The following is a 20,659-nucleotide window of genomic DNA, read 5'->3' as shown; positions in this document are numbered from 1 at the left end:
TGGTGAACAACAACCCGGACCCGGCGCTCGCCCAGAAGCTCGCGCAATTCCTGCTGTCCGCTCCTGCGCAGACCAAGGCAGCCGACGTCGGCAAGCAGATTCCGACTAACCGCCTCGCGAAGATGCCGCCCGCGATGCAGCAAAGTCTCGGCAATATCGAAGATCTGCTGCACAAGGTGACGGTGGTGGATTGGGACGCGATCAATGCACACCGCGCGCAGTGGGATACGCGCTGGAACCGGCAGATCGAGCAGTAAGCGCGCGGTATCTTGCGGTGCGGTGCAGTGTGGAGCGGTAAGCGGTACGTCGAACCTAAGCGGACATCAGTACGGAAAGCGACACCGAAAACCAGATCGCACACACGCCAGCCAAAAACAGACGCCGGGCCACGCGAACCCCGGCGTCGTTACTCTCCGACTCAACCGGGCGGGTTGCCATCCACGGCACGAGACCGAGGCAGGCAAAGCCGCCCAGCGCGCACAGGACAACCAGCGCATCGGTGAATTTCCACGGTGCGGGTTCGTGGATCCCCCAATAGCCGAGATAGACGATACCGATCGAAAACGTCGTCGCCGACGCCGAACTCAGCGCCACCACGGATCCCGTTGGACTCGGCATCATGCCCTCCTGTTGAACGACCGCCGCTGCGTTCGCGGCCTGGTCGATTCTACTGCATGGCATGCGCGGTCCAGCGGCGCGCTGTCCGGCGCGCGCCCTCGACCTTCGCCAAGTCGGGTTCGACTATTCTCCCGTGCGCGCCTGGCGAGCCTCGTAAGCCTTCAAATGGCTATAGGCGATGCGCAACAGCGACAGTCCCGTGTCACGCTGTTGTGCGGAACCGCCGCGCTGGATCAGATCACCAAGAATATGATCGGCTTCCGTGCGCGCATGATTTTCGACATCGCGAAGCATGGAAGCCGTCAGCGGCGAAGGGGTGAAGAGCGTCTGATTGGCACGCGCGTCGAACTTCGGTCCCATCGTGAAGCCATTGTGCTGCGCCACGGCGCGGCATTCGCCAAGCAGGCCTTCGATCACGCGCCGGCCATCCGGTGCGCTCAGAATATCGGCCACCGCACCACGGAACAGGCACGTGCTCGCCGCGAGCGTTGCGAGGAACACCCACTTCTCCCACATGCCCAGCAGGACATTGTCGCTCGTCGCGACGTCGAAACCGGCGCCCGACATGACCTCGCCAATTGCGCGCACGCGCTCCGACAGGCCGCCTTCCAGTTCGCCAAAAGAGATTGCCTGAGATTCGTTCAGGTGAACGATCTCGCGCTCGCGGTTCAGTGTCGCTGCGATAAAGCATTGACCACCGAGCACACGCGCTGCGCCGAACTTCTGCGTGAGGATATCAATGTGCCGCATGCCGTTGAGCAACGGCATGATCACCGTCGACGGGCCGACAAACGGCTCGAACGACGCAATCGCATCGTCGAGGTTGTAGGCCTTGCAGCTCAGCACGACCAGATCGAACGGCTCGGCAGCATCACCGGTCTGCACGGTCTTGACGTCGCGCAGCGTGGCATCGCCGTGCGCGCTCTTGATGACGAGGCCGGCACGCCGCAGCTCTTCGGCCCGGCCAGCCCGCACGAGGAATGTCACGTCACGGCCAGCCTGAACCAGACGGCCGCCGAAGTAGCCGCCTACCGCACCTGCCCCTACTACTAGAATTCGCATCGCTTTGTCTCTCGGGAGAATGTATTGGGCCGTTCACGGGCACAGTGCCGCCTGCGGCCCGAAGGCCGCGGGACGCGAACCGGCGCATCTGCGTGAATGTAGCAAAAATTCCCGGTCCGCATTGGCGCGGCGTGCTTTGGGGGCGACGCCGCCCCGCCTCCGCAAGGCTCAGAGAATTTCGAGCGCCAGCGCGATGCCCTGTCCACCGCCGATGCACATCGTCACGATCCCGCGCTTGAGACCGTCGCGACGCATCGAGTGGATCAGACGAGTGGTCAGCACGGCACCCGTTGCGCCGACGGCATGACCATGCGCGATCGCCCCACCTTCGACATTGACGAGCGCTTCATCGAGACCCAGCTTGCGCAGCACGGCAATCGGCACCGCGGCAAAAGCCTCGTTGATCTCGACCCGCTCGACGTCCTGCAACTGCCAGCCGGCGCGAGCCAGCGCCATTTGCACGGCCGGCACCGGTCCAAGCCCGAACATGCCGGGCTCGACCGCCGCGACGCCATACGCGACGAGCCGCGCAAACGGCTCAATGTTGTGCGACTCCGCAAAGCCGCGCTCCGCGACCACCATCGCCGCCGCGCCACTATTCAGACCCGGTGCGTTGCCGGCGGTAATCGTGCCGTCGGGGCGGAACGCCGGACGCAGCCTGGCCAACGTTTCCACCGTGGTGTCCGGACGAGGTTGCTCGTCGCGCGAGAATTGCTGCGGTCCTTTGCGTCCTTCGATCTGCACACTCACCACCTCGGCATCGAACAGGCCGCGCTCCTGCGCCGACGCGAAACGCTGCTGCGAGCGCGCCGCCCAGCGGTCCTGCGCTTCGCGCGTGATGTCCATCTGCGTCACGAGGTCTTCGGTATGCCAGCCGGAATGCTCGCCGGAGAACGCATCTAGCAGACCGTCGCGCAACATGCTGTCGTGCACCTGCGCGTTGCCCATCCGGTAGCCCCAGCGGCCGCCGTCGAGCAGGTACGGTGCGCGGTCCATGTTTTCCATGCCGCCGGCCACCGCGGCGTCGCCCAGACCCAGCCAGATTTCATTCGCCGCCGAAGCGATGGCCTGCGCGCCTGAGCCACAGACACGGTTCACGGTCAACGCTGGCACCGCGACCGGCACACCGCCGCCGATCGCCGCCTGGCGCGCCGGGTTCATCCGGTTGCCGGCCTGGATCACATTGCCCATCACCACGGAACCCAGTTCTTCTGGCGCAAGACCGCTGCGGCTCAGCGTCTCGCGCACCGCAACAGCACCGAGCTCCGTCGCCGGCACGTCTTTTAGCGTCCCGTTGTAAGCACCAATCGGCGTTCTCACAGGACTGCAGATCACTACATCTCGCTTGCTCATCATCATCTCCCGCTTTGAAGTACCGCACGGCTACGCCCCGCATGCACGAGGCAGACGTGCCTCAATTGGCGGCCACTGCCGCCGGCGCATCCCATCCGCCGCCCAACGACCGGTACAACGCAACCGCCGCCAGCGCATGTTCGCGCTTCGCCTGATTCAACGATTCGGAGTCCAGCAGATACGCTTCCTGCGCAGCCAGCACATCGAGGAAGCTGGAAGCGCCGTCCTTATAGAGTTCGGTAGACAGCCGCAGCGCATGCCCGGATGCATCGAGCGCACCGTCCAAGCGCTCCACCCGCGTGGAATCGCTGACCAGATCGCTGCGAGTGTCTTCGACTTCCTTGAGCGCCTGCAGCATGGTCTGCTGCAGACCGAGTTGCGATTCGCGCAGCTTGCTTTGGTGCTCGTCGATGTTGGCGGTAATCCGGCCCGCGTTGAAAATCGGGCTGGTCGCGTTCAAGGCGGCGCTAAACAGGTTGTCAGTCAAGGTGGGCAAGCCGAGATAGGATGACGCCAGCAGCCCATCCGCGAGATTCAGCTTGAACTGCGGATAACGTTGCGCCTTCGACTCCCCCACCTCCGCTGCGCGCTGTTCGACGCTCGCATACGCTGTCCGGACGTCGGGACGGCGCAATAATGCTTCGGAGGGCAGAACTTGCGGCACGCTTTGCGCCGGCACGGGAATATCGCGCGCCGTCGTCAGCAGCAGGTCATTGACGCTTTCCGGCGTGCGTCCCGAGTAAACCGCGATCAGGCTCAACTGATGCTGGATCGCCGACTGCACACGCGGAATCTGCGCCTGCAGGTCCTGCAACTGGTTCTGCGCACGGGCGACGTCGAGCTGCGTCGAAAGCCCATAGTGCAGCCGTTCTTGCGTCAGCTTCAGCGCGCGGCTTCGGATCTGCTCGTTGTCGTTCAGAATCTGCAGTTCCGACTGCGTCCACCGCAGGTCGATGTAGGCCGACGCGGTATTGGCCGCGAGCGCGAGGCGCAATTCGTTGAGTGCACCTTCACGTCCAGCGACCTGGGCCTCGGCAGCCAGCACCGCGAGCCGCTCGCCGCCGAAAACGTCGGGCGTCCAGCTCGCCGCTACGCCGAAGCCAGCCTGGCGTACATAGCCTAGCGGCGGTGGAGCGTTCTCCCGTTGGTCCGCGGCCGTCGCCGTGGCATCGAGCTCGGGCAGCAACGTGGAGCGCTGCTGCGTGGTGACGGCCTGCGCCTGCTTGACGCGCTCCACCGCGGCCTGCACGTCCAGATTGCTGTTCAGCACCGACTCGACGAGCTGATGCATCACAGGGTCGCCGAAATGCGTCCACCAGGTATTTGCATCCACCGTATCTTGCGGTGCGTCGGCGCTCCACGCGGCGGGCGCCACGGCCTGAGCCGAGTGCGGCAGATCCGCATGCGTCTCGGGCTGTACCGCACAGGCCGTGAGTCCCAGAAGCAGCGCGCTCGTCATGCTATATGCTGCGATCGATTTCATATCGCTATCCTGATCAATATCTAATGAGCATCGGGAGGCGGCACGTTCAGGCCGAACGGACGCGAAAACGCCACGCTCACCAACGCCACCACAAAACAGAGCGCCACCGCGAGATAGGCGTCGGAGAAGGTCAGCACCAGCGCTTCGCGCATCAGAAGCGTGTGCAGCAAGTCCAGTCCCGCATGGCCTGCATTGAGCGTGTCGCCACCAATTGCGGCTAGCCGTGCGGCCTGCTGTTGCAGTAAGCCTTCGACTATCGGACGCCCGGCGGTGACGTGTTCGTCGAGCCGCTCGTAGTGCAGGTTCAGGCGGTCGTTGAGCATCGTGCTGCTCACCGCGATGCCGATGGCGCCGCCCAGATTGCGCATCAGATTGAACAGCCCACTCGCGGAGCGCAGCCGCGATTGCGGCAGCGAACCAAGCGCCATCGTGACGATTGGCGGTACGCAGAACTGCTGGCCGATACCGCGCAACGCCTGCGGCAACAGCAATTCCTGCCACCCCCATTGATTGGTCAACGGCACATACAGATAGCAGCCCAGACCGAAGCACACGAGCCCGAAGACCATCAGCCAGCGCATATTGATCACCCGTGCGAGCCGCGAATACGCCACCAGCGCGATCAGCTGAAAACACCCCACGGACAGCAGCGCGACGCCAATCTGCAGCGAATCGAAGCCGCGCACACGCCCGAGAAATACCGGTGTCAGAAACACCGTGCAGAAGAGGCCAATGCCCGTGATGAACGACAACAGGCTGCCAATGCCGAAGTTGCGGATCGCCAGCGCGCGTAAATCGACGATCGGCTCTTTGGCCGTGAACGCATGCACGAGGAACAGAAAACCGCTGACGGCTGAGACCCACGTACACAGCACGATCACGTCATCGCCAAACCAGTTCTTGCGTGGCCCTTCTTCCAGCACGTACTCGAGGCAGCCGAGAAACAGCGACATCAGCAGCATGCCGAGGTAGTCGCCTTTTTTTATCAGCGACAGTTCGACTTTGTCGATGTGTACGAACTTCGGCACCAGCACCGTGACGAACACGCCCGGCACCAGGTTCAGGTAAAACAGCTAGTGCCATGACCACTGATCCGTGATCCAGCCGCCGATCACAGGACCGATGGTCGGCGCAAGCGAGGCGAGCGCGCCGATGGTGGTCGAAGCAATCAGCCGCTGTTTGCCCGGAAAAAGCACGAACGCAGTGGTGAACACAGTGGGAATCATCGCGGCGCCGAGTGCGCCTTGCAGGCCGCGAAACAGGATCATCGAGTTGATATCCCAAGCCAGGCCGCACAGCATGCTGGTGATCGTGAAGCCGAGCGAAGAGAACGCAAACAGCCAGCGCGTCGAGAAAACACGCGTGAGCCAGCCCGACATCGGGATCACCATGATCTCCGCGATCAGGTACGAGGTCTGCACCCACGAGAGCTCATCCTGGCTGGCGGACAGACCGCCGCCAATATCCCGCAGGGAAGACGCGACGATCTGGATGTCCAGCGTGGCCATGAAAAAGCCGAGGCACATCAGCGCGAACGCAAAAGCCTTGGTGCGGGTGGGCTGGTCGGCAGGGTTCAAGGGTTGGGTCATGGTCGGCAGGTCTCAGACGGACGTGAGCGTAAACGCAAGCGCAGAGCGGCGTGGCTCGGCGCAGCGGTTACGAATGCGCCGGCGTGCTGCCGCCGCTGCCGATATGAACCTTCACAGTCGCGGACAAGCCGGGGCGCAGCACGCCCAGCATGTCCGGCGGCACCTCGAGGTGTATCCGCACCGGCACGCGCTGCACGATCTTCGTGAAGTTGCCGGTTGCGTTTTCTGCGGGCAGGACGCTAAAGGTCGCGCCGGTAGCGGGCGCCAGACTGTCGACCACGCCGTACAGCGACTTGCTGGAAGCGTCGAGCGACACGTCGACCGCATCGCCCACCCGCATCTTCTTCAACTGGTCTTCCTTGAAGTTCGCGTCGACCCACAGACCCGTCGACGGCACGACCGTCAACAGCGAAACACCGGTATTGGCGAGCAGCCCCACCTGGGCCGTGCGGTTGCCGACGTAGCCATCCACCGGCGAGCGAATCGTGGTGTATTCGACGTTCAGTTCCGCGACGCGCTGCGCCGCTTGAGCTGTTGCCACGCGTGCCTGCGCTGCGCCGATTTGCGCATCGAGCACGCTGATCTGGCGCTGCGCGGCCAGCAGCGCCGCGCCGCTGCGATCCACCGCGGCATGCGCCTTGGTGAGATCCGCATCGGCGCGCTCGACGATCTGGTTCGACACGGCTTCGTCCTTGACGAGTTCGCGGTAGCGCGCCTCGTCCTGGGCACTGCGGGTCAACTCCGCGCCCGATGCCTTCACCTCGGCCGCCTGCTCGGCGATGGTCGCCAGTTGCAGCGACTTCCTGGCCTGCAACTCGGTGACCGCTGCCTGGGCGCTCTGGACGTCGGCGGTGGCTTGGGCAAGACGCGCATCGTAATCGCGCGAGTCGAGCCGGATCAGCACCTGATTCACCTGCACGTGCTGATTGTCGTGGACCAGCAGATCGGTAACGAAGCCGTTCACCTTCGGCGCCATCACCGTGACGTCGCCGCCGACGTAGGCATCGTCCGTGGTCTCGACAAAGCGGCCAATCACAAACCAGTACGACAGCGCCGCGGCCAGCACCACGGCCACGGCAATCACCGCGAGCAGCATCCACGGGGTACGTCTTGCCGGTTTTGCAAGGCCGGCGGCGCTGGGCGGAGCAATAGTCGAAGGTGTAGTGGACATGATGGTGTGTGCGTATGCACTAGATATTGGTCAAAACGAGCGTGAAAAACACGCACCCCTTACCTGCTATTCAAGCCTTGGTCATATCGAACAGCTCGCGCCGCAGCGATGCCGCGCGTTGAGCGCCGAAACGCCGCTCGAAGTCGTCTTGCGCCGCGTGCCAGCAAACGCGCGCGGCCACGAGTTTCGCCTCGCCAGCCTCGGTCAGGCTAAACGCCAGCTCCCTGCCCTTTGTTGCCGCACTGCGACTCTGCAACAGACCATCGCGCTGCAACGGCTGGATCGCACGCACCAACGTGGTCCGCTCCATCACCATCTGATCCGCCAATCGCTTCATCGTCATGGGCGCCCCGCGATTGACCCGGCTCAGGATCGAGAACTGCGTGATCGTCAAACCGACGTCCGCAAGATGCCGGTCGTACAGTTGCGACACGTAACGCGCGGCCTGGCGAATCGCAAAACAATCGTCATCGGGGAACACCTGCATCTCGTCGATCCTGATTATCAGTGCATACGCACTCACCGGCGTAAAAAATGATCGCCAACCTTACAGCCTTGCAACGCAATCGTGCTTATCCGGCGGCCGCGTCACTCGGCGGTCATACCGAACAGTTCCGCCCGCAGTGCCTTCGCCCTTGCATGGCCGAACTTTGCTTCGAACTCGGCTTGTGCGTTGTGCCACGCCGCGGCAGCCTGCGCAAAGGTCGCCTTGCCCGCTTCCGACAAGCTGAGCAGATAGGTCCGCCCGTCGTGCTCCGATGCTTCGCTCACCACCAAACCATCGCGCTGCAGCGGTTTGAGCGCCCGCACCAAGGTTGTCCGGTCCATCACCATCGAATCGGCCATCTCGACCATGGTGGCCGGCGCTCGCCGCGCCAGCTTCGCCAGGATGGTGAACTGCGCAGCCGTAAGCCCTACCTCGCCGAGATGGCGCTCGTAAAGCTGCGTCACATAGCGGGCGGCTTGCCGCAGCGCGAAGCAGTTGCACTCGTCGTAAGAGATAGGTCGGTTCATGGAAGCCAGTCTATATGTGCGTACGCACAGAGTCAATAAGAAAGCAAATCGAAAACTTCTTGTAATATTTTGGAATACGTTATTACAATGCCTTACAAATCGATTCACCCGGGGTTAGAGCGGCTTGGGCACTTGTTTGAGCGCCCGCTTACTGCCGTTTCTATGTATCAAAAAAGACGCGAGGGGCCAACACGTCATGACAACGGTAACCAGCAGCACCGCTTCCAGTTCAGCGAGCACGGCACTCCAGGAAGCCGCGCAATCGATCATCAGCGGCTCGACCAACTCGACCACTGACGTGAACGCCCTCGTCACAGCGCTCGTCAATGCGAAAGTGGCCGGCAAAACGGCGATGCTCGTCAGCGAGGCGACGCGCGACAACAATCAGTTGACCGCACTCGGCACATTGAAGTCGGTCCTGTCGCTAATGCAAAGCGCCTTGACGCCGCTCGCCAACGGCACCGCCTTCTCGACTTTCACGGCCACCGCCAGTGGCAAAGGGCTCACCGCCACGGCCGGCAAAGGCGCCGGGGCGGGAAGCTATACGGTGGACGTCGACAACATTGCCACCTCGCAGTCCATCACCTCTGGCGCGTTCAGCAGCAAAGAGGCGCTCGGCTCTGGCTCGCTGAAGATATCGTTGGGCAACAAAAGCACCACGATCAATATCGAACCGGGCAAGAGCACGCTTGCTGACATTGCCGCGGCTATCAACTCGGCATCCGGCAATCCGGGCGTGTCGGCCACGGTCGTCAATGGCGTGGACGGCACGCATCTGTTGCTGCACTCCATCTCCACAGGGCTTGCAAACGGCATCAATGTGCAGGTCACCTCTAGCGACGCTGAACTCAACAAGCTAAGCGTCAAAAGCAGCACCTCGACCACGACGCCTGCCACCACGGTAGTGGACGATTCGGGCAACTGGAAGCAAAGCGTCGCCGGGCAGGACGCGCATTTCAGTATCTCCGGCATGGAGATCGCAAGCGCCAGCAATACCGTCACCTCGGCGATCGACGGCTTGACGCTGAACCTCTCCGCCGATGCCGTAGGCAGCCCGCAGACGCTGACGATCGCGCAGGACATCACCGATCAGAAGACCGCCATCGGCGCGTTCGTCACGGCGTACAACAACTTCGTCACTGCGGCCGCTTCGTTCACGGGTTTCGATGCAACGAAGGCGGCCGGCGCCCAAGGTAGCGTGCTGCTCGGCGACTCGACGCTCAACGCGATCCGCAACACGCTCTCCGGCGCGATGAGCGGCGGCGTGAAGCAGAGCAACGGCGCGGCGAACCTCGCGGGGATCGGCATCACGTTTCAGAAGGACGGCACGCTCAAGATCGACGATGCCAGACTGACCAATGCGTTGAGCAACGACTCGACATCTATCGCAGCGCTTTTCAATTCGAAGACCGGTCTGGCTGCGTCGCTGGACACGTCGCTTACGTCGTTCCTGAAGACCGGCGGTTTGCTCGATACCCACTCCGCCGCCCTCACTACGGACCTGAAATCGCTGGCTACCCAGCAAGACCAGCTCACCGATTACACGGACAAGCTCACCAAGCGGTATGAGGCGCAGTTCACGGCGCTCAATCAGTTGATGGCGCAGACGAGCCACAACGCAGACTATCTGACCGCGTTGTTTGGCGGCAAGAATAGTGAGGGGGCGTTGGCGAATAACAAGTAAGCCTGCGCTCGTGCAAAGCGCTGGGCCATCCCGGCGCTGTGCACGTGAACGCGTCCGGCGCAGCCATCACGTGCGTCGAGCCCTTCCTTCTAACGTCTTAACATCGTGTTTAGCCAACCAGCTCCTCACAGAATCCGGTGCGCCAATCTCGCTGCCGCCCGTGCGGTGCGCTTGTCCTGGTCAAGCGACGGGTTGTACTCTGCAATATCAGCGGCGCGCAGCTTGCCTGACGCACGCAGCCTCAGCACCATTGCTTCGACTACCGCCAGCGGCACGCCGAGGGCCGCAGGCGCCGATACTCCCGGCGCGGTCGAACCCGGCAGCACGTCCAGATCGATGGTCAGATAGATATCATCCGCCCCATCGATTAAACGGTCCAGTTGGCCAAGCCGTTGCTGGAGTTGGGACTCCTGCATGTCTGTATCGAGCACGTACTCCACGGCGAGTTGCTGCGCCCGTTCGAATAGCGCTCCCGTATTGGCGAGGTCGCTTATTCCGAAGCAAGCGTAGTTGAAGGGCACTCCACGCGCGGCACAATCGCAGGCAATCTGATCGAACGGCGTACCGGAATTCCCCGGACGGATCTGACGCAAATCGAAGTGCGCATCGAAGTTCACAATCAGCAGCTTGCGCTGGGACAGTTCGCCGAGATGGGCACGCAAACCGCCATACGTGCCCCACGCCACCTCATGGCCGCCTCCGAACACCAGCGGCCGGCCGCCACACGCGAGGATATCCGCGACTACGCGACCCAACTCCTGCTGTGCTGCTTCCAGATCGCCATCGTCGCAAAGCACATCGCCTGCATCGAGCAACGCATTCAACGCCTTCGCAGGCAGGCCCGCAAGCGCGCGCCGCAACTCCTTCGGTGCATGCGCCGCGCCGATTCGCCCCTGGTTGCGCCGCACGCCTTCGTCGGAGCCGAACCCAACGAGCACCGGTGTATCGGCCGCGAGCCGTTGGCCGGCAAACCGCGCCACCTGGTTAAACACACGCCGCGTATCGCCAGGCTCACCCGCGTCGGAGCGGCCATTCCAAACCTTGTCATCGAACGGAACTCTCATGCTCGCGACAGCACTGCCTGCAGGAAAGCGCGCGTACGCGGTTGCGTCGGCGCCGAGAAAATCTCCGAAGGCGGTCCGGCTTCGACAATCGCGCCGCCGTCCATCACCACGACGACATCGGCGACTTCCTTGGCAAAGCCCATTTCGTGCGTGACGACCACCATCGTCATGCCTTCGCTCGCGAGCAGCTTCATGACCTGCAGCACTTCACCCACCAACTCCGGATCGAGCGCCGAGGTGGGCTCGTCGAACAACATCACGCGCGGCTCCATGGCAAGCGCGCGAGCAATCGCCACGCGTTGCTTCTGGCCACCAGAGAGGCTTGCCGGCATCACATGGGCCTTGTGCGCAAGGCCGACTTTTTCGAGCAGCGCCAATGCTGCCGTTTCGGCATCGGTTTTGCTCAGGCCACGCAGCATGCGCGGGCCGACTGTGATGTTGTGCAGCACCGACAGATGCGGAAACAGATTGAACGACTGGAACACCATGCCGACTTCAGCACGCAAGGCGTTGAGCGAGCGCTCCTTGAGCATGACGCCGTGATCCACCAGACGGTGGCCGCAGATATCCACGGTGCCGCCTTCGGCCTGCTCGAGGCCATTGCAGCAGCGCAGGAACGTGCTCTTGCCCGAGCCGCTCGGCCCGATCACGACCACCACCTGTTGCGGCTGAATGTCGAAGTCGATGCCGTTCAACACGACATGCGGGCCAAACGACTTGGTCAGACCGCGAATCTGAACGATCGGTTGCGTAGCGTTGTTCATTGCACCATGCCTCCTGCACGCAAACGACGCTCGACGCGATGCAGTGCGTAATTGGTCGCCTGGGTCAGCACGAGATAGACCAGCGCAATGGCCAGATACACCTCGAGCGAACGATACGACACACTGATGATCTTCTGCCCTTCATGCATCAGGTCGTCTATCGTCAGCAGTGACACCAGCGCCGAATTTTTGATCAGCGCGATGAATTCGTTGCCGAGCGGCGGAATCATCCGCACCACGGCCTGCGGCAGAATGATGGCGCGCATCGCCTGGCCCGAGGACATGCCGATCGAGCGAGCCGCCTCCGTTTGCCCACGGTCCACGGACTGAATGGCACCGCGCACGATCTCGGATACATACGCGGCCGAATACAGCCCGAGGCCGAGTACGCCGCACAAAAACGCCGGCAAGAGGATGCCGAACTGCGGCAAGCCGAAGAACAGCAGAAACAGTTGCACGAGGAGCGGCGTGCCGCGGAAGAACGTCAGGTACGCGGTACAAAAGCCGTACACGACGCGCCGTTTCGGCGTCAGACGGCCGATGCCTATGAGGAGTCCGAGCACGCAACTCAGTACGAGCGCCGCGGCGGTCACTTCCACCGTGACGAGCGCACCGTGTGCGATATCGGTCCAGCCGGCTATGACCGGCGAGAAGTCGAGTTCCATTTGTCTGGCTCAACCGGTTATTGCGCGTCGGCGCCGAACCACTTGTGGACGATCGCCGCGTAGGTGCCGTCCGCCTTGATCTTCCCAAGCGCGGTATTCAACGCGGCCTTCAGATCAGGCTCGTCCTTGCGTACCGCAATACCGTATTGCTCGGTGGTGAGCTGCTGGCTGATGACGCGAAAGCCACCGCGCGTTTTAGCCAGTTGATAGGCAGCGGGCTTGCCGGTGACGGCTGCATCCGCGCGGCCGATCCCCACCAGGTCGAACATCTCCTGATTCTTCTCGACTTCGACGCGCTGCACTTGCGGATAGTTGTCGCGCAGGAAGTTGACCGACTTCGTACCCACCTGCACCGAGACCTTCTTGCCGTTCAGGTCGGCGAGCGTCTTGATCGGCGAATCGGTTTTCACTAGCGCGACGAGGCCGCCTGCGTAATACGGCTCGGTGAAATCGATCACTTTGGCGCGATCGTCGGTGATATAGATCGCGGAGATCGCGACATCGAAGCGGTGAGCGATCAGGCCGGGAACCAGGCCTTTAAAGTCAATGTCGGTCCACTGCACAGTCTTGCCCATCGCCTTCGCCAGCGCATTCATCACGTCGACGTCGAAGCCGGTGCGGGCGCCGTTTTCGGTGAACTCCATCGGTGGGAAGGTGGCATCGGTGGCGACCTGCAGCACGTTGGCGCCTTGCGCCGAAGCGGTGGCGGAGAAGCCGGCGAACGTGACGGCGAGCGTCAAGCAGGTGAGAGACAACAGGCGCTGCAGTTTCATGGCGAAGCTCCTTAAGAGGATCGATGCGAGGCTTAGGGCGCAAATCGATACGACGATCGACGCAGAATCAGGATCGGACAATCATTCGGTTTGCAGATGCTCGGAAATGGCGCGGGCCGTGCGTAGCGTCCCGTCGATAAACTGGTTTTCATGGCCGGCGGCGCGGGTCGACGGCGCCATCAATGTGATCGAGGCACTGCAGCCTGCGGCGCGTCCAGCGCGATGGAAGATCGGCGCGCTCACGCCCCATACGCCCGGATCGACTTCGCTGTCGCTGACCGCATAGCCTTGGGCACGAACACGCGCCAGTTCGGCTTCGAGCGCGGCCCGGCCTGTCGCGTCATCGTCGAACGTGGTGTCGAGCACTTCGGTGCGCGCCTTGTCGTTCATGAAGGCCAGCAACGATTTGGCCGACGCCCCGGCTTTCAAGGGCACAGCCCGCCCTTTCTCGAAGGAGCAGCGCAACGAATGCTGGCTCTCCACCATTTCAAGGCACATCACCTGATTCTTCACCGCGACGACGAGACCGATGCTCTCTTGCGACACCCGAGCCAACTGTTGCATTTCACTGCGGCTCGCTTCGACCAGTAGCGAGTTGACGTCGAAGCCGAGCGCAAGCTGCAGACTAATCGGACCAGGTGCATAGTGGCCGGCGTTTTCCGCGACGAAGCCCCAGCGCTTGAGCAGCGCGATCTGCCGGTAAAGGGTGCTTTGCGCCAGCCCGGTGATGGACTGCAGATCCCGCACGGAGAGCGCCTTGCCATGACTGGCCAGCGCCGCGAGGACAAGCAGCACACGTTCCGCACCGGTGACATTCTGTTCGACGTTCACGGCACCCACACCACAAGAAATGATGAATTCAGGATGCCAGAACGTTCTCAGATTTCAAAAATCGATTTCCCACTCAGCGGGAATCGATGAGGAGGGTTTTCCCTGAAGGCGCGAAAATCCGCACGTGCGCGATGACGTGCGAATGAAGGGATACAGCAGACGATTCGTCACCCTGACTGCCCAGAGGCGGGGCAACGCAACACTCAGAGCGGCAGCACGCTCACCCCCACTTCAACCCGATGCGCCCCGCCACCGAGAATCATCCCGCGCAACAAGGACACATCGCTGTAATCGCGGCCAATGGCCAGCGTCACGTGATCCATATCGGCCAGCACGTCATTGGTGGGATCGAGATCGATCCAGCCGCTGCCGGGGCAATGCACCGACACCCACGCATGCGACGCATCCGCGCCGATCAATCGCGGTTGTCCCGGCGGCGGGTCGTTGCGCAGATAACCGCTCACATAGCGCGCCGGCAACCCAAGCGAGCGCAGGCAGCCAATCATCACCTGCGCAAAATCCTGGCACACGCCACTCTTTAGTTCGAAGGCGCGCTCGGCCGGCGTATCGAACATCGTCGCCGAAGGCTTGTAGTCGAAGTCGTGGTAAATGCGATGCATCAGGTCGATCGCCCCGGCCGCGATCGGGGTACCAGGCGCAAAGCTCGGCAGCGCATAGGCGCGTAATGCGGGCCGCAGCGCGATATTCGGCGAAGCAAAACAGAACTCAACCTCGGGCCGAAACTCGCCGCCCACGCGAAAACGCAGCGCCTCGGCCACCTCGTCCCATGCCGGCGTGGTGTCCGGATCGAGCTTCGTCCAGCGCGGCGTCAGCTCCACTGTCGTTTCACTGATCATTTGAAGCCGTTCGTGCGGCGCATCGAGCGTGAAGTACAGCACGTCATTGCCAAACGCGTCGACCCGGCTATGCAGATACGACGGTTGCGGTTCGATCGTCTCTTCATGCGAGATGACACGCTGCCATTCGCACTCCAGCGGCCGGATGGTTGCCAGATGTTGCGCGGTCTCGACGAACGTCGAATAACGATAAGTGGTGCGATGCGAAACCGACAGGATGGTCTGCGCGGTCTTCATGACGATACCTGCGAAGCGAGCGTGTTGGCGTGGCTAAAATAGCGCGCGCTGATTTCATTGGCCGCCGCGGCAGCGAAGGCGCCGAGTTCGTCGCATACCTGGATCAGTGCGACATAGGCACCGTTTTCATCGGTTTCGCACAGGCTTTCGAGCGATGGCAGTGTCTCGGGCGGCGGCATCAGATCGACAAACGAGCGATTCCGGGCGCTGCCCGCCGCGATCGAAATCTCTTCGAGCTTGCTGCACAAGCGCTCGTAGACCCCGTACAGGCCGCGCGGATTGGTCGGCTCGACCACCAGCAGATCGATCAGCGCAGGGACTTCGAGACGCCCCGGGTAAAGCGAGCGATAGGTAAGCGTGCTGTCGAAAAGCTGCAGCAGCAGATCGAACCCGGCGGGCGTCGCAAGCTGTCCTTTGTCGGCCACGACGCGCAGGATAGACGTCATCGACGCGACCCGTTCGATATGCCGGCCGGCAAACAACAGACGCCACGCTTCGTCGCGCGTCATGCGGTCGCCCTGCGCGCCGCTGATCGCCGAGAGCTGCGTGGCCAGATGTTCGAGCGCATCCATCAAGGTGACGCGGTCGTAGCGGTCATACCGTCCGCCGCCGGCCGGCACGGCGCCGCCGTTCGCACCATTGCCGCCCGCCTGCGATACGCTCGCCGGCATCAGCTTCTGCAAAGCGTCGCGGAAGTCGTTACGCGCAGCGAGAATCGTGCGCCAGTGGTCATTCGACAGGCGGCCGCGAATCTCGCCGCTCGCCCGCGCCTGCGCTGACAGCACCTGACCGACGCTGGCCGCGCCGTTCGACTCATGCAGATTGGCCACCAGCGTCCGCTCGAAGGCCTGCAAGGAATCCTCGGCACGCACGTCGCCGGATTGCACCAGGCCGCAGTACAAGGCCAGTTCGACCAGCGTCTCGAACATCGCATCCGCGTCGGCGCTTTCGAGCGAGCCGAGAATCAGGCGCAACAGCCGCACGTTGTTTTCAGCGCGTTCGCTATAGCGGCCGGCCCAGAACAGATTCTCCGCGGCACGGCTCGACACCGTACGATGCTTGCGCGCGAGATCGGCGGGCTGCATCGGCGAGGGCAACAGGGTGAACGTAGAGATCGGCTGGCTCGAGAGCACCCACGTGTCGACGCTGCTACCGCCGAACTGCATCGAGACGGTGGCCTGCCGTTCCGCCGCGAGGCGCGTGAAGCCGCCTGGCATCACATGCCAGCCGCCGTCGAAATCCGCGATAGCATACACGCGCAACACCGACGGCCGGCGGCCAAGTGTGCCGTCCTCGAAGCGCGGCGTGCACGAATACGGCAAAGGAAGCTGGATCGTGAAGTTATCGGGCAGCGCTTCAATGCGGCCGCGCCACGACTCGAGATTCTGTAGACCTTGCTCCAGTCCCGGCGGACTGTCGCGCCGCGCCGCGGGCCAGGTCGGCACGAGAAAGGCTTCGTCCAGCCGCCTGAAGGCGTGCTCGCGCGCCGCTTCCTCGCCGCACCACCATGTCGGCACGCCCGGCAGCAGCAGATCTTCGCCCAGCAACGCCTCGGCGATGCCCGGCAGAAAGCCGTGCAACGCGGGCGATTCGACGAAGCCCGAGCCCGGCACGTTCGACACGATCACGTTACCCGCCCGCATCACCTGCAACAGACCAGGCACACCGATGCTCGAATCCGCGCGTAGCTCGACCGGATCGCAAAACGCGTCGTCGAGCCGGCGCAGCACCACGTGAACGCGCTCCAGCCCTGCAAGCGTCTTCAGATACAGCATGTCGTCGCGCACCGTGAGGTCCTTGCCCTCGACGAGCGTCACGCCCAGGTAACGCGCCAGAAAGACATGCTCGAAATAGGTTTCGCTGAATGGCCCCGGCGTAAGCAGCGCAATGTGCGGCGATCTGTCCGCCGTGTCCCCGTGCATGGCGGCACGCGCGGACTCCACCAGCGTGGCGATCAGTTGCGAATAGGTCGGCGCAAGCCGGTTGACGTGTAGCGAGCGGAACGGCTCGGCAAACTGGCTCGAGACAATCAGCCGGTTTTCTAGCGCGTAGCCGAGGCCTGACGGCGCCTCGGTACGATGCGACATCACGGTCCAGTTGCCATTGGCCGCACGCGCCAGGTCAACCGCGACAACCTGCAGATACTGGCCGCCAGGCGGCGTGAAACCGCGCACGGAACGCAGATAACCCGGGTGGCCGAACACCAGCGCCGGTGGTAACTGCCCGTTCTGCAGCAGGGTCTGCGGGCCATAGACATCGGCCACCACCGCGTTCAGCAGTTTCGCTCGCTGCATCACGCCCTGCTCGATTTCCGCCCACTCCGCCTCGCCGATCAGCAACGGCAGAAGATCGAGCGCCCACGGCCGTGGCTCGCCTTTGTCCGCGTAGACGTTGTAGCTGATGTCGTTATCGCGGATCTGCTGCGCGACCGAGACGGTGTTGTTTTCGAGTCTGGCGATGCCGTCTTCGCCGAGCAGATCGAAAAACTGACGCCACGGTTCGCGCAACGACCCGGACGAATCGAGCAACTCGTCCCAGTGCCCATCGCGGACCGGCAGCACCCGCAGGAGCGAAAGCGCATCCGCGTGAGCCGCGGTTGCCTCAAAGGGAAAAGTCGATTGAAAGGCCAAGGTCGTGTCGGGTTAATTGTTTTCAGATCACCAGTAGCGTAAATCCAGCGTGAACGGGAATTCCAGACTGCGTTGCGGCGCCTCGGCCACGAGCGGTCCAGGTGTATGACCCATCGTGAAGAAGCGCGCGCGCCGCCGGCTTTCGGCCTCGTACGCGTTGACCGGGAAGGTCTGGTAATTGCGCCCCCCCGGATGAGCCACATGATACTGGCATCCGCCAATAGAACGACCGGTCCAATTGTCAACAAGGTCAAAAACGAGCGGCGCGTCGACGCCGATCGTCGGATGCAAGGCCGACGGCTGCGACCACGCGCGATAGCGCACGCCTGCCACATACTCGCTAACGCGGCCCGTGGGTTGCAGCGGCAACGGCACGCCATTGACCGTCACGACATGGCGGTTCTCGTTCAGACCCAGTACGCGCACTTCGAGCCGCTCGACCGATGAATCGACGTAGCGCACCGTGCCGCCAGGCGCCCCCTCCTCGCCCATTACATGCCATGGCTCGAGCGCGCTGCGAATGGTCAGCGTCACGCCGCTGGTCGTCGTTTCGCCGACCAGCGGGAAGCGGAACTCGAAATGCGGTGCGAACCACGAGCGGTCGAACGCATAGCCTGCTTCTCCCAGATCGGCGAGCACGTCGTCGAAATCCATCTGCACGAACGTGCCGAGCAGGAAACGGTCGTGGAGTTCCGTGCCCCAGCGCGTGAGCCGCTCGGTGTACGGTTTCTTCCAGAAGCGCGCCACCAGCGCGCGCAGCAACAACTGCTGGACGAGACTCATGCGCGCATGCGGCGGCATTTCGAAACCACGCAACTCCAGCAGCCCGAGCCGGCCGGTCGGGCCATCGGGCGAATAGAGCTTGTCGACGCAAAACTCGGCGCGGTGCGTGTTGCCGGTGACGTCAATGAGGATATTGCGCAGCGACCGGTCGATCATCCACGACGGCAGTTGCCCACCCTCGCGGCCGCCGAGCAGGTCGATCTGCCGCTGCAGTTCCCGGAACGCGATCTCCAGTTCGTAGACCTGGTCGTTGCGTGCCTCGTCCACACGCGGCGCCTGGCTGGTCGGCCCGATAAACAGGCCCGAGAACAGATACGACAGCGACGGATGGTTGATCCAGTACGCCACCAGACTAGCAAGCAGATCCGGACGCCGCAGGAACGGACTGTCCGCAGGCGTCGCGCCGCCGAGCACGAAGTGATTGCCGCCACCGGTGCCGGTGTGGCGGCCGTCGGTCATGAACTTCTCGGTGCTCAGATAGGTTTCGTGCGCCGACTGATAGAGATACTCGGTGTGATCGACCAGTTGATCCCAACTCGACGCCGGATGGATGTTCACTTCGATCACGCCCGGGTCCGGCGTCACCTGCAGCAACTTCAGACGCTGATCGCGCGGCGGCGGATAGCCTTCGATGACGATCTTCATGCCCAGTTCGGCAGCGCTCGCTTCGACGGCGGCCAGCAGGTCCAGATAGTCGTCGAGCTCGGTCAGCGGCGGCATGAAGACGTGCAGCATCTTATGGCCGCTGCCGAAGGTGTCGGTCTCCACCTTCGGACCGGCCGCGCGAGCCGGGTCGCGCGCTTCGACACACAGTGCGGTGCGGGTGATCCAGCTTGCCGATTCGCCGCGTCCGGGGACGCGCAGCGAGGCGTGGGCGGCGTCTGTAGCGTCGGCGGCAATGCCGGTGCCCGTCCCTGGGCCCGTGCCGCTAAGACCGCTGCCGGCTAAGCCCAACGTCGCTGCGCCACCTGCGCCCTGGCCATCCGCTGCGTTCGCGTCTGCGCCAGAACCACCACCGCCGACACGGCCCGTCCCACCCGTGCTGCCTTCATATTGCATGCGCAACTGCGCCGCGCTGCGCAGCGGCGCAGGCGGTGCGAACGGATCATGCGCGTGCTGGTACGGATAGTCCGTCTCCGATACCCACGGCAACGCATCGAGCGGCAAACGGTAGCCCATCGGCGAATCGCCTGGGATCAGATACATGCGATCGCCGCGGAAATACCACGGCCCGGTGACCCAACGCGGCCCCTCCAGCGGCAAATCACGTTCGCGCGACAGCGGCAACACATAGCCCGTCACCGACGCCAGCCCGCTGTCGTACACGCGCCGCAAACGCACGCGCTCCATCTCGTCATCGAGACGCGATTCGAACGGATCGACGTTCACCGGCAGGCGCCGCTCGCGCCACAGGTAGTACCAGGTGTCCTCATAGCCAGGTTTGATGAACTGCGCATCGAGCGCGAGCTTGCCCGTCAGGTGGGTCAGGAAACGCCGTGCATCCTCGGCGGTATAGCTGCCTGGCTCGCGCTCGTCGGCGAACAGCGTGTGGTCGTGCCAGCACGGCTCGCCATCGGCACGCCAGTAGAGCGACAGCGCCCAGCGCGGCAGTTGCTCGCCCGGGTACCACTTGCCCTGGCCGATGTGCAGGAAGCCGTTCGCGCCATAGCGCGCGCGCAGCTTGTCCATCAGCCCGACTGCATAGCTGCGCTTGGTCGGCCCGAGCGCGTCGGTGTTCCACTCATCGGCGTCGCGGTCGCGCACGGCGACGAAGGTCGGCTCGCCGCCCATCGTCAGGCGCACGTCCATGGCCTCCAGTTCGCGGTCCACGTGCGCGCCCATCTGCAGCACATCGGACCACACTTCCTCGGTGTACGGCTTGGTGACGCGCGGGGTTTCCAGCACGCGCTGGATTGACATCGTGTGTTCGAATTCGACTTCCGACTCGTCGACCGCGCCCGAAATCGGCGCAGCGCTGCCCGGTTCCGGCGTACAGGCGACCGGAATATGTCCCTCGCCCGCCAGCAGGCCCGAGGTCGGGTCGAGGCCGATCCAGCCGGCACCTGGCAGATACACCTCGC

At 63.3% G+C, this 20,659-nt stretch carries 16 protein-coding genes and 2 pseudogenes; 2 read left to right on the top strand and 16 right to left on the bottom strand.

From position 1 onward, the window contains the following. Positions 1-257: pseudogene (locus M0954_RS19640) on the top strand (ABC transporter substrate-binding protein); the annotation flags it as partial. Positions 258-312: 55 nt separating this feature from the next. Here M0954_RS19640 and M0954_RS19635 read toward each other — a convergent pair. The 8 genes and pseudogenes from M0954_RS19635 to M0954_RS19600 form a co-directional block, all read right to left on the bottom strand. Continuing rightward, positions 313-618 (bottom strand): hypothetical protein, encoded by a 306-nt coding sequence (locus M0954_RS19635; RefSeq protein ID WP_133895020.1) that lies wholly within the window; start codon positions 616-618, stop codon positions 313-315. 123 nt (positions 619-741) lie between these two features. Next, positions 742-1,680, bottom strand: coding sequence for a 2-dehydropantoate 2-reductase (gene panE / locus M0954_RS19630; protein WP_297355011.1), 939 nt, complete (start codon positions 1,678-1,680; stop codon positions 742-744). 168 nt (positions 1,681-1,848) lie between these two features. Beyond that, the gene (locus M0954_RS19625; RefSeq protein ID WP_297355009.1) at positions 1,849-3,033 is read right to left on the bottom strand and encodes a thiolase family protein; all 1,185 of its coding nucleotides are present in this window, start codon (positions 3,031-3,033) and stop codon (positions 1,849-1,851) included. 61 nt (positions 3,034-3,094) lie between these two features. Beyond that, positions 3,095-4,516, bottom strand: a complete 1,422-nt coding sequence (locus M0954_RS19620) for an efflux transporter outer membrane subunit (RefSeq protein ID WP_297355008.1) — start codon at positions 4,514-4,516, stop codon at positions 3,095-3,097. Between the two features lie 20 nt (positions 4,517-4,536). Continuing rightward, positions 4,537-6,105 (bottom strand): annotated as a pseudogene (locus M0954_RS19615) (DHA2 family efflux MFS transporter permease subunit). A 67-nt stretch (positions 6,106-6,172) separates the two neighbouring features. Continuing rightward, entirely contained in the window at positions 6,173-7,276 is a 1,104-nt protein-coding gene (locus M0954_RS19610; protein ID WP_297355006.1) for an HlyD family secretion protein, read from the bottom strand. A gap of 70 nt (positions 7,277-7,346) precedes the next feature. Further along, on the bottom strand, positions 7,347-7,763 hold the full coding sequence (locus M0954_RS19605) for a MarR family transcriptional regulator (protein ID WP_297355004.1): 417 nt from the start codon (positions 7,761-7,763) through the stop codon (positions 7,347-7,349). 101 nt (positions 7,764-7,864) lie between these two features. Then, complete coding sequence (locus M0954_RS19600; protein WP_122156717.1) at positions 7,865-8,290, bottom strand: MarR family transcriptional regulator; 426 nt, start codon at positions 8,288-8,290, stop codon at positions 7,865-7,867. A 196-nt stretch (positions 8,291-8,486) separates the two neighbouring features. Between M0954_RS19600 and fliD the strand changes: the two genes are divergently transcribed. Further along, positions 8,487-9,974, top strand: coding sequence for a flagellar filament capping protein FliD (fliD, locus tag M0954_RS19595; RefSeq protein WP_297355001.1), 1,488 nt, complete (start codon positions 8,487-8,489; stop codon positions 9,972-9,974). A gap of 125 nt (positions 9,975-10,099) precedes the next feature. Here the strand turns inward: fliD and hutG are convergent, their stop codons facing one another. The 8 genes from hutG to M0954_RS19555 form a co-directional block, all read right to left on the bottom strand. Beyond that, positions 10,100-11,038: a formimidoylglutamase gene (hutG, locus tag M0954_RS19590; protein ID WP_122156719.1), complete on the bottom strand. Its 939-nt coding sequence runs from the start codon at positions 11,036-11,038 to the stop codon at positions 10,100-10,102. Continuing rightward, positions 11,035-11,802: an amino acid ABC transporter ATP-binding protein gene (locus M0954_RS19585; protein ID WP_122156720.1), complete on the bottom strand. Its 768-nt coding sequence runs from the start codon at positions 11,800-11,802 to the stop codon at positions 11,035-11,037. Before M0954_RS19585 ends, hutG begins: the two co-directional genes overlap by 4 nt. Beyond that, positions 11,799-12,467 (bottom strand): amino acid ABC transporter permease, encoded by a 669-nt coding sequence (locus M0954_RS19580; RefSeq protein ID WP_297354999.1) that lies wholly within the window; start codon positions 12,465-12,467, stop codon positions 11,799-11,801. The genes M0954_RS19585 and M0954_RS19580 overlap by 4 nt, the downstream gene beginning before the upstream one ends. 17 nt (positions 12,468-12,484) lie before the next feature. Then, positions 12,485-13,240: a transporter substrate-binding domain-containing protein gene (locus M0954_RS19575; protein WP_297354997.1), complete on the bottom strand. Its 756-nt coding sequence runs from the start codon at positions 13,238-13,240 to the stop codon at positions 12,485-12,487. Between the two features lie 81 nt (positions 13,241-13,321). Beyond that, the gene (locus M0954_RS19570) at positions 13,322-14,071 is read right to left on the bottom strand and encodes an IclR family transcriptional regulator (protein ID WP_133894144.1); all 750 of its coding nucleotides are present in this window, start codon (positions 14,069-14,071) and stop codon (positions 13,322-13,324) included. Positions 14,072-14,274: 203 nt separating this feature from the next. After that, entirely contained in the window at positions 14,275-15,165 is an 891-nt protein-coding gene (locus M0954_RS19565; protein ID WP_133894143.1) for a transglutaminase family protein, read from the bottom strand. Continuing rightward, a complete protein-coding gene (locus M0954_RS19560) occupies positions 15,162-17,795 on the bottom strand; it encodes a circularly permuted type 2 ATP-grasp protein (RefSeq protein WP_297354995.1) in 2,634 nt (877 codons plus the stop codon). Before M0954_RS19560 ends, M0954_RS19565 begins: the two co-directional genes overlap by 4 nt. A 27-nt stretch (positions 17,796-17,822) precedes the next feature. Beyond that, a partial coding sequence (locus M0954_RS19555) for a DUF2126 domain-containing protein (protein WP_297354993.1) occupies positions 17,823-20,659 on the bottom strand: 2,837 nt, incomplete at its 5' end.

Origin of the sequence: Paraburkholderia sp. (assembly GCF_026225065.1) — a bacterium.
Lineage (GTDB): Bacteria > Pseudomonadota > Gammaproteobacteria > Burkholderiales > Burkholderiaceae > Paraburkholderia.
This window is presented reverse-complemented; position numbering and strand designations above follow the sequence as displayed.

Coding starts and splice junctions, on each gene's coding strand:
- M0954_RS19610 (WP_297355006.1), bottom strand. CDS start 7,276: ATGTCCACTACACCTTCGACTATTGCTCCGCCCAGCGCCGCCGGCCTT.
- M0954_RS19605 (WP_297355004.1), bottom strand. CDS start 7,763: ATGCAGGTGTTCCCCGATGACGATTGTTTTGCGATTCGCCAGGCCGCG.
- fliD (WP_297355001.1), top strand. CDS start 8,487: ATGACAACGGTAACCAGCAGCACCGCTTCCAGTTCAGCGAGCACGGCA.
- M0954_RS19600 (WP_122156717.1), bottom strand. CDS start 8,290: ATGAACCGACCTATCTCTTACGACGAGTGCAACTGCTTCGCGCTGCGG.
- M0954_RS19575 (WP_297354997.1), bottom strand. CDS start 13,240: ATGAAACTGCAGCGCCTGTTGTCTCTCACCTGCTTGACGCTCGCCGTC.
- M0954_RS19580 (WP_297354999.1), bottom strand. CDS start 12,467: ATGGAACTCGACTTCTCGCCGGTCATAGCCGGCTGGACCGATATCGCA.
- M0954_RS19635 (WP_133895020.1), bottom strand. CDS start 618: ATGCCGAGTCCAACGGGATCCGTGGTGGCGCTGAGTTCGGCGTCGGCG.
- panE (WP_297355011.1), bottom strand. CDS start 1,680: ATGCGAATTCTAGTAGTAGGGGCAGGTGCGGTAGGCGGCTACTTCGGC.
- M0954_RS19565 (WP_133894143.1), bottom strand. CDS start 15,165: ATGAAGACCGCGCAGACCATCCTGTCGGTTTCGCATCGCACCACTTAT.
- M0954_RS19625 (WP_297355009.1), bottom strand. CDS start 3,033: ATGAGCAAGCGAGATGTAGTGATCTGCAGTCCTGTGAGAACGCCGATT.
- M0954_RS19620 (WP_297355008.1), bottom strand. CDS start 4,516: ATGAAATCGATCGCAGCATATAGCATGACGAGCGCGCTGCTTCTGGGA.
- hutG (WP_122156719.1), bottom strand. CDS start 11,038: ATGAGAGTTCCGTTCGATGACAAGGTTTGGAATGGCCGCTCCGACGCG.
- M0954_RS19585 (WP_122156720.1), bottom strand. CDS start 11,802: ATGAACAACGCTACGCAACCGATCGTTCAGATTCGCGGTCTGACCAAG.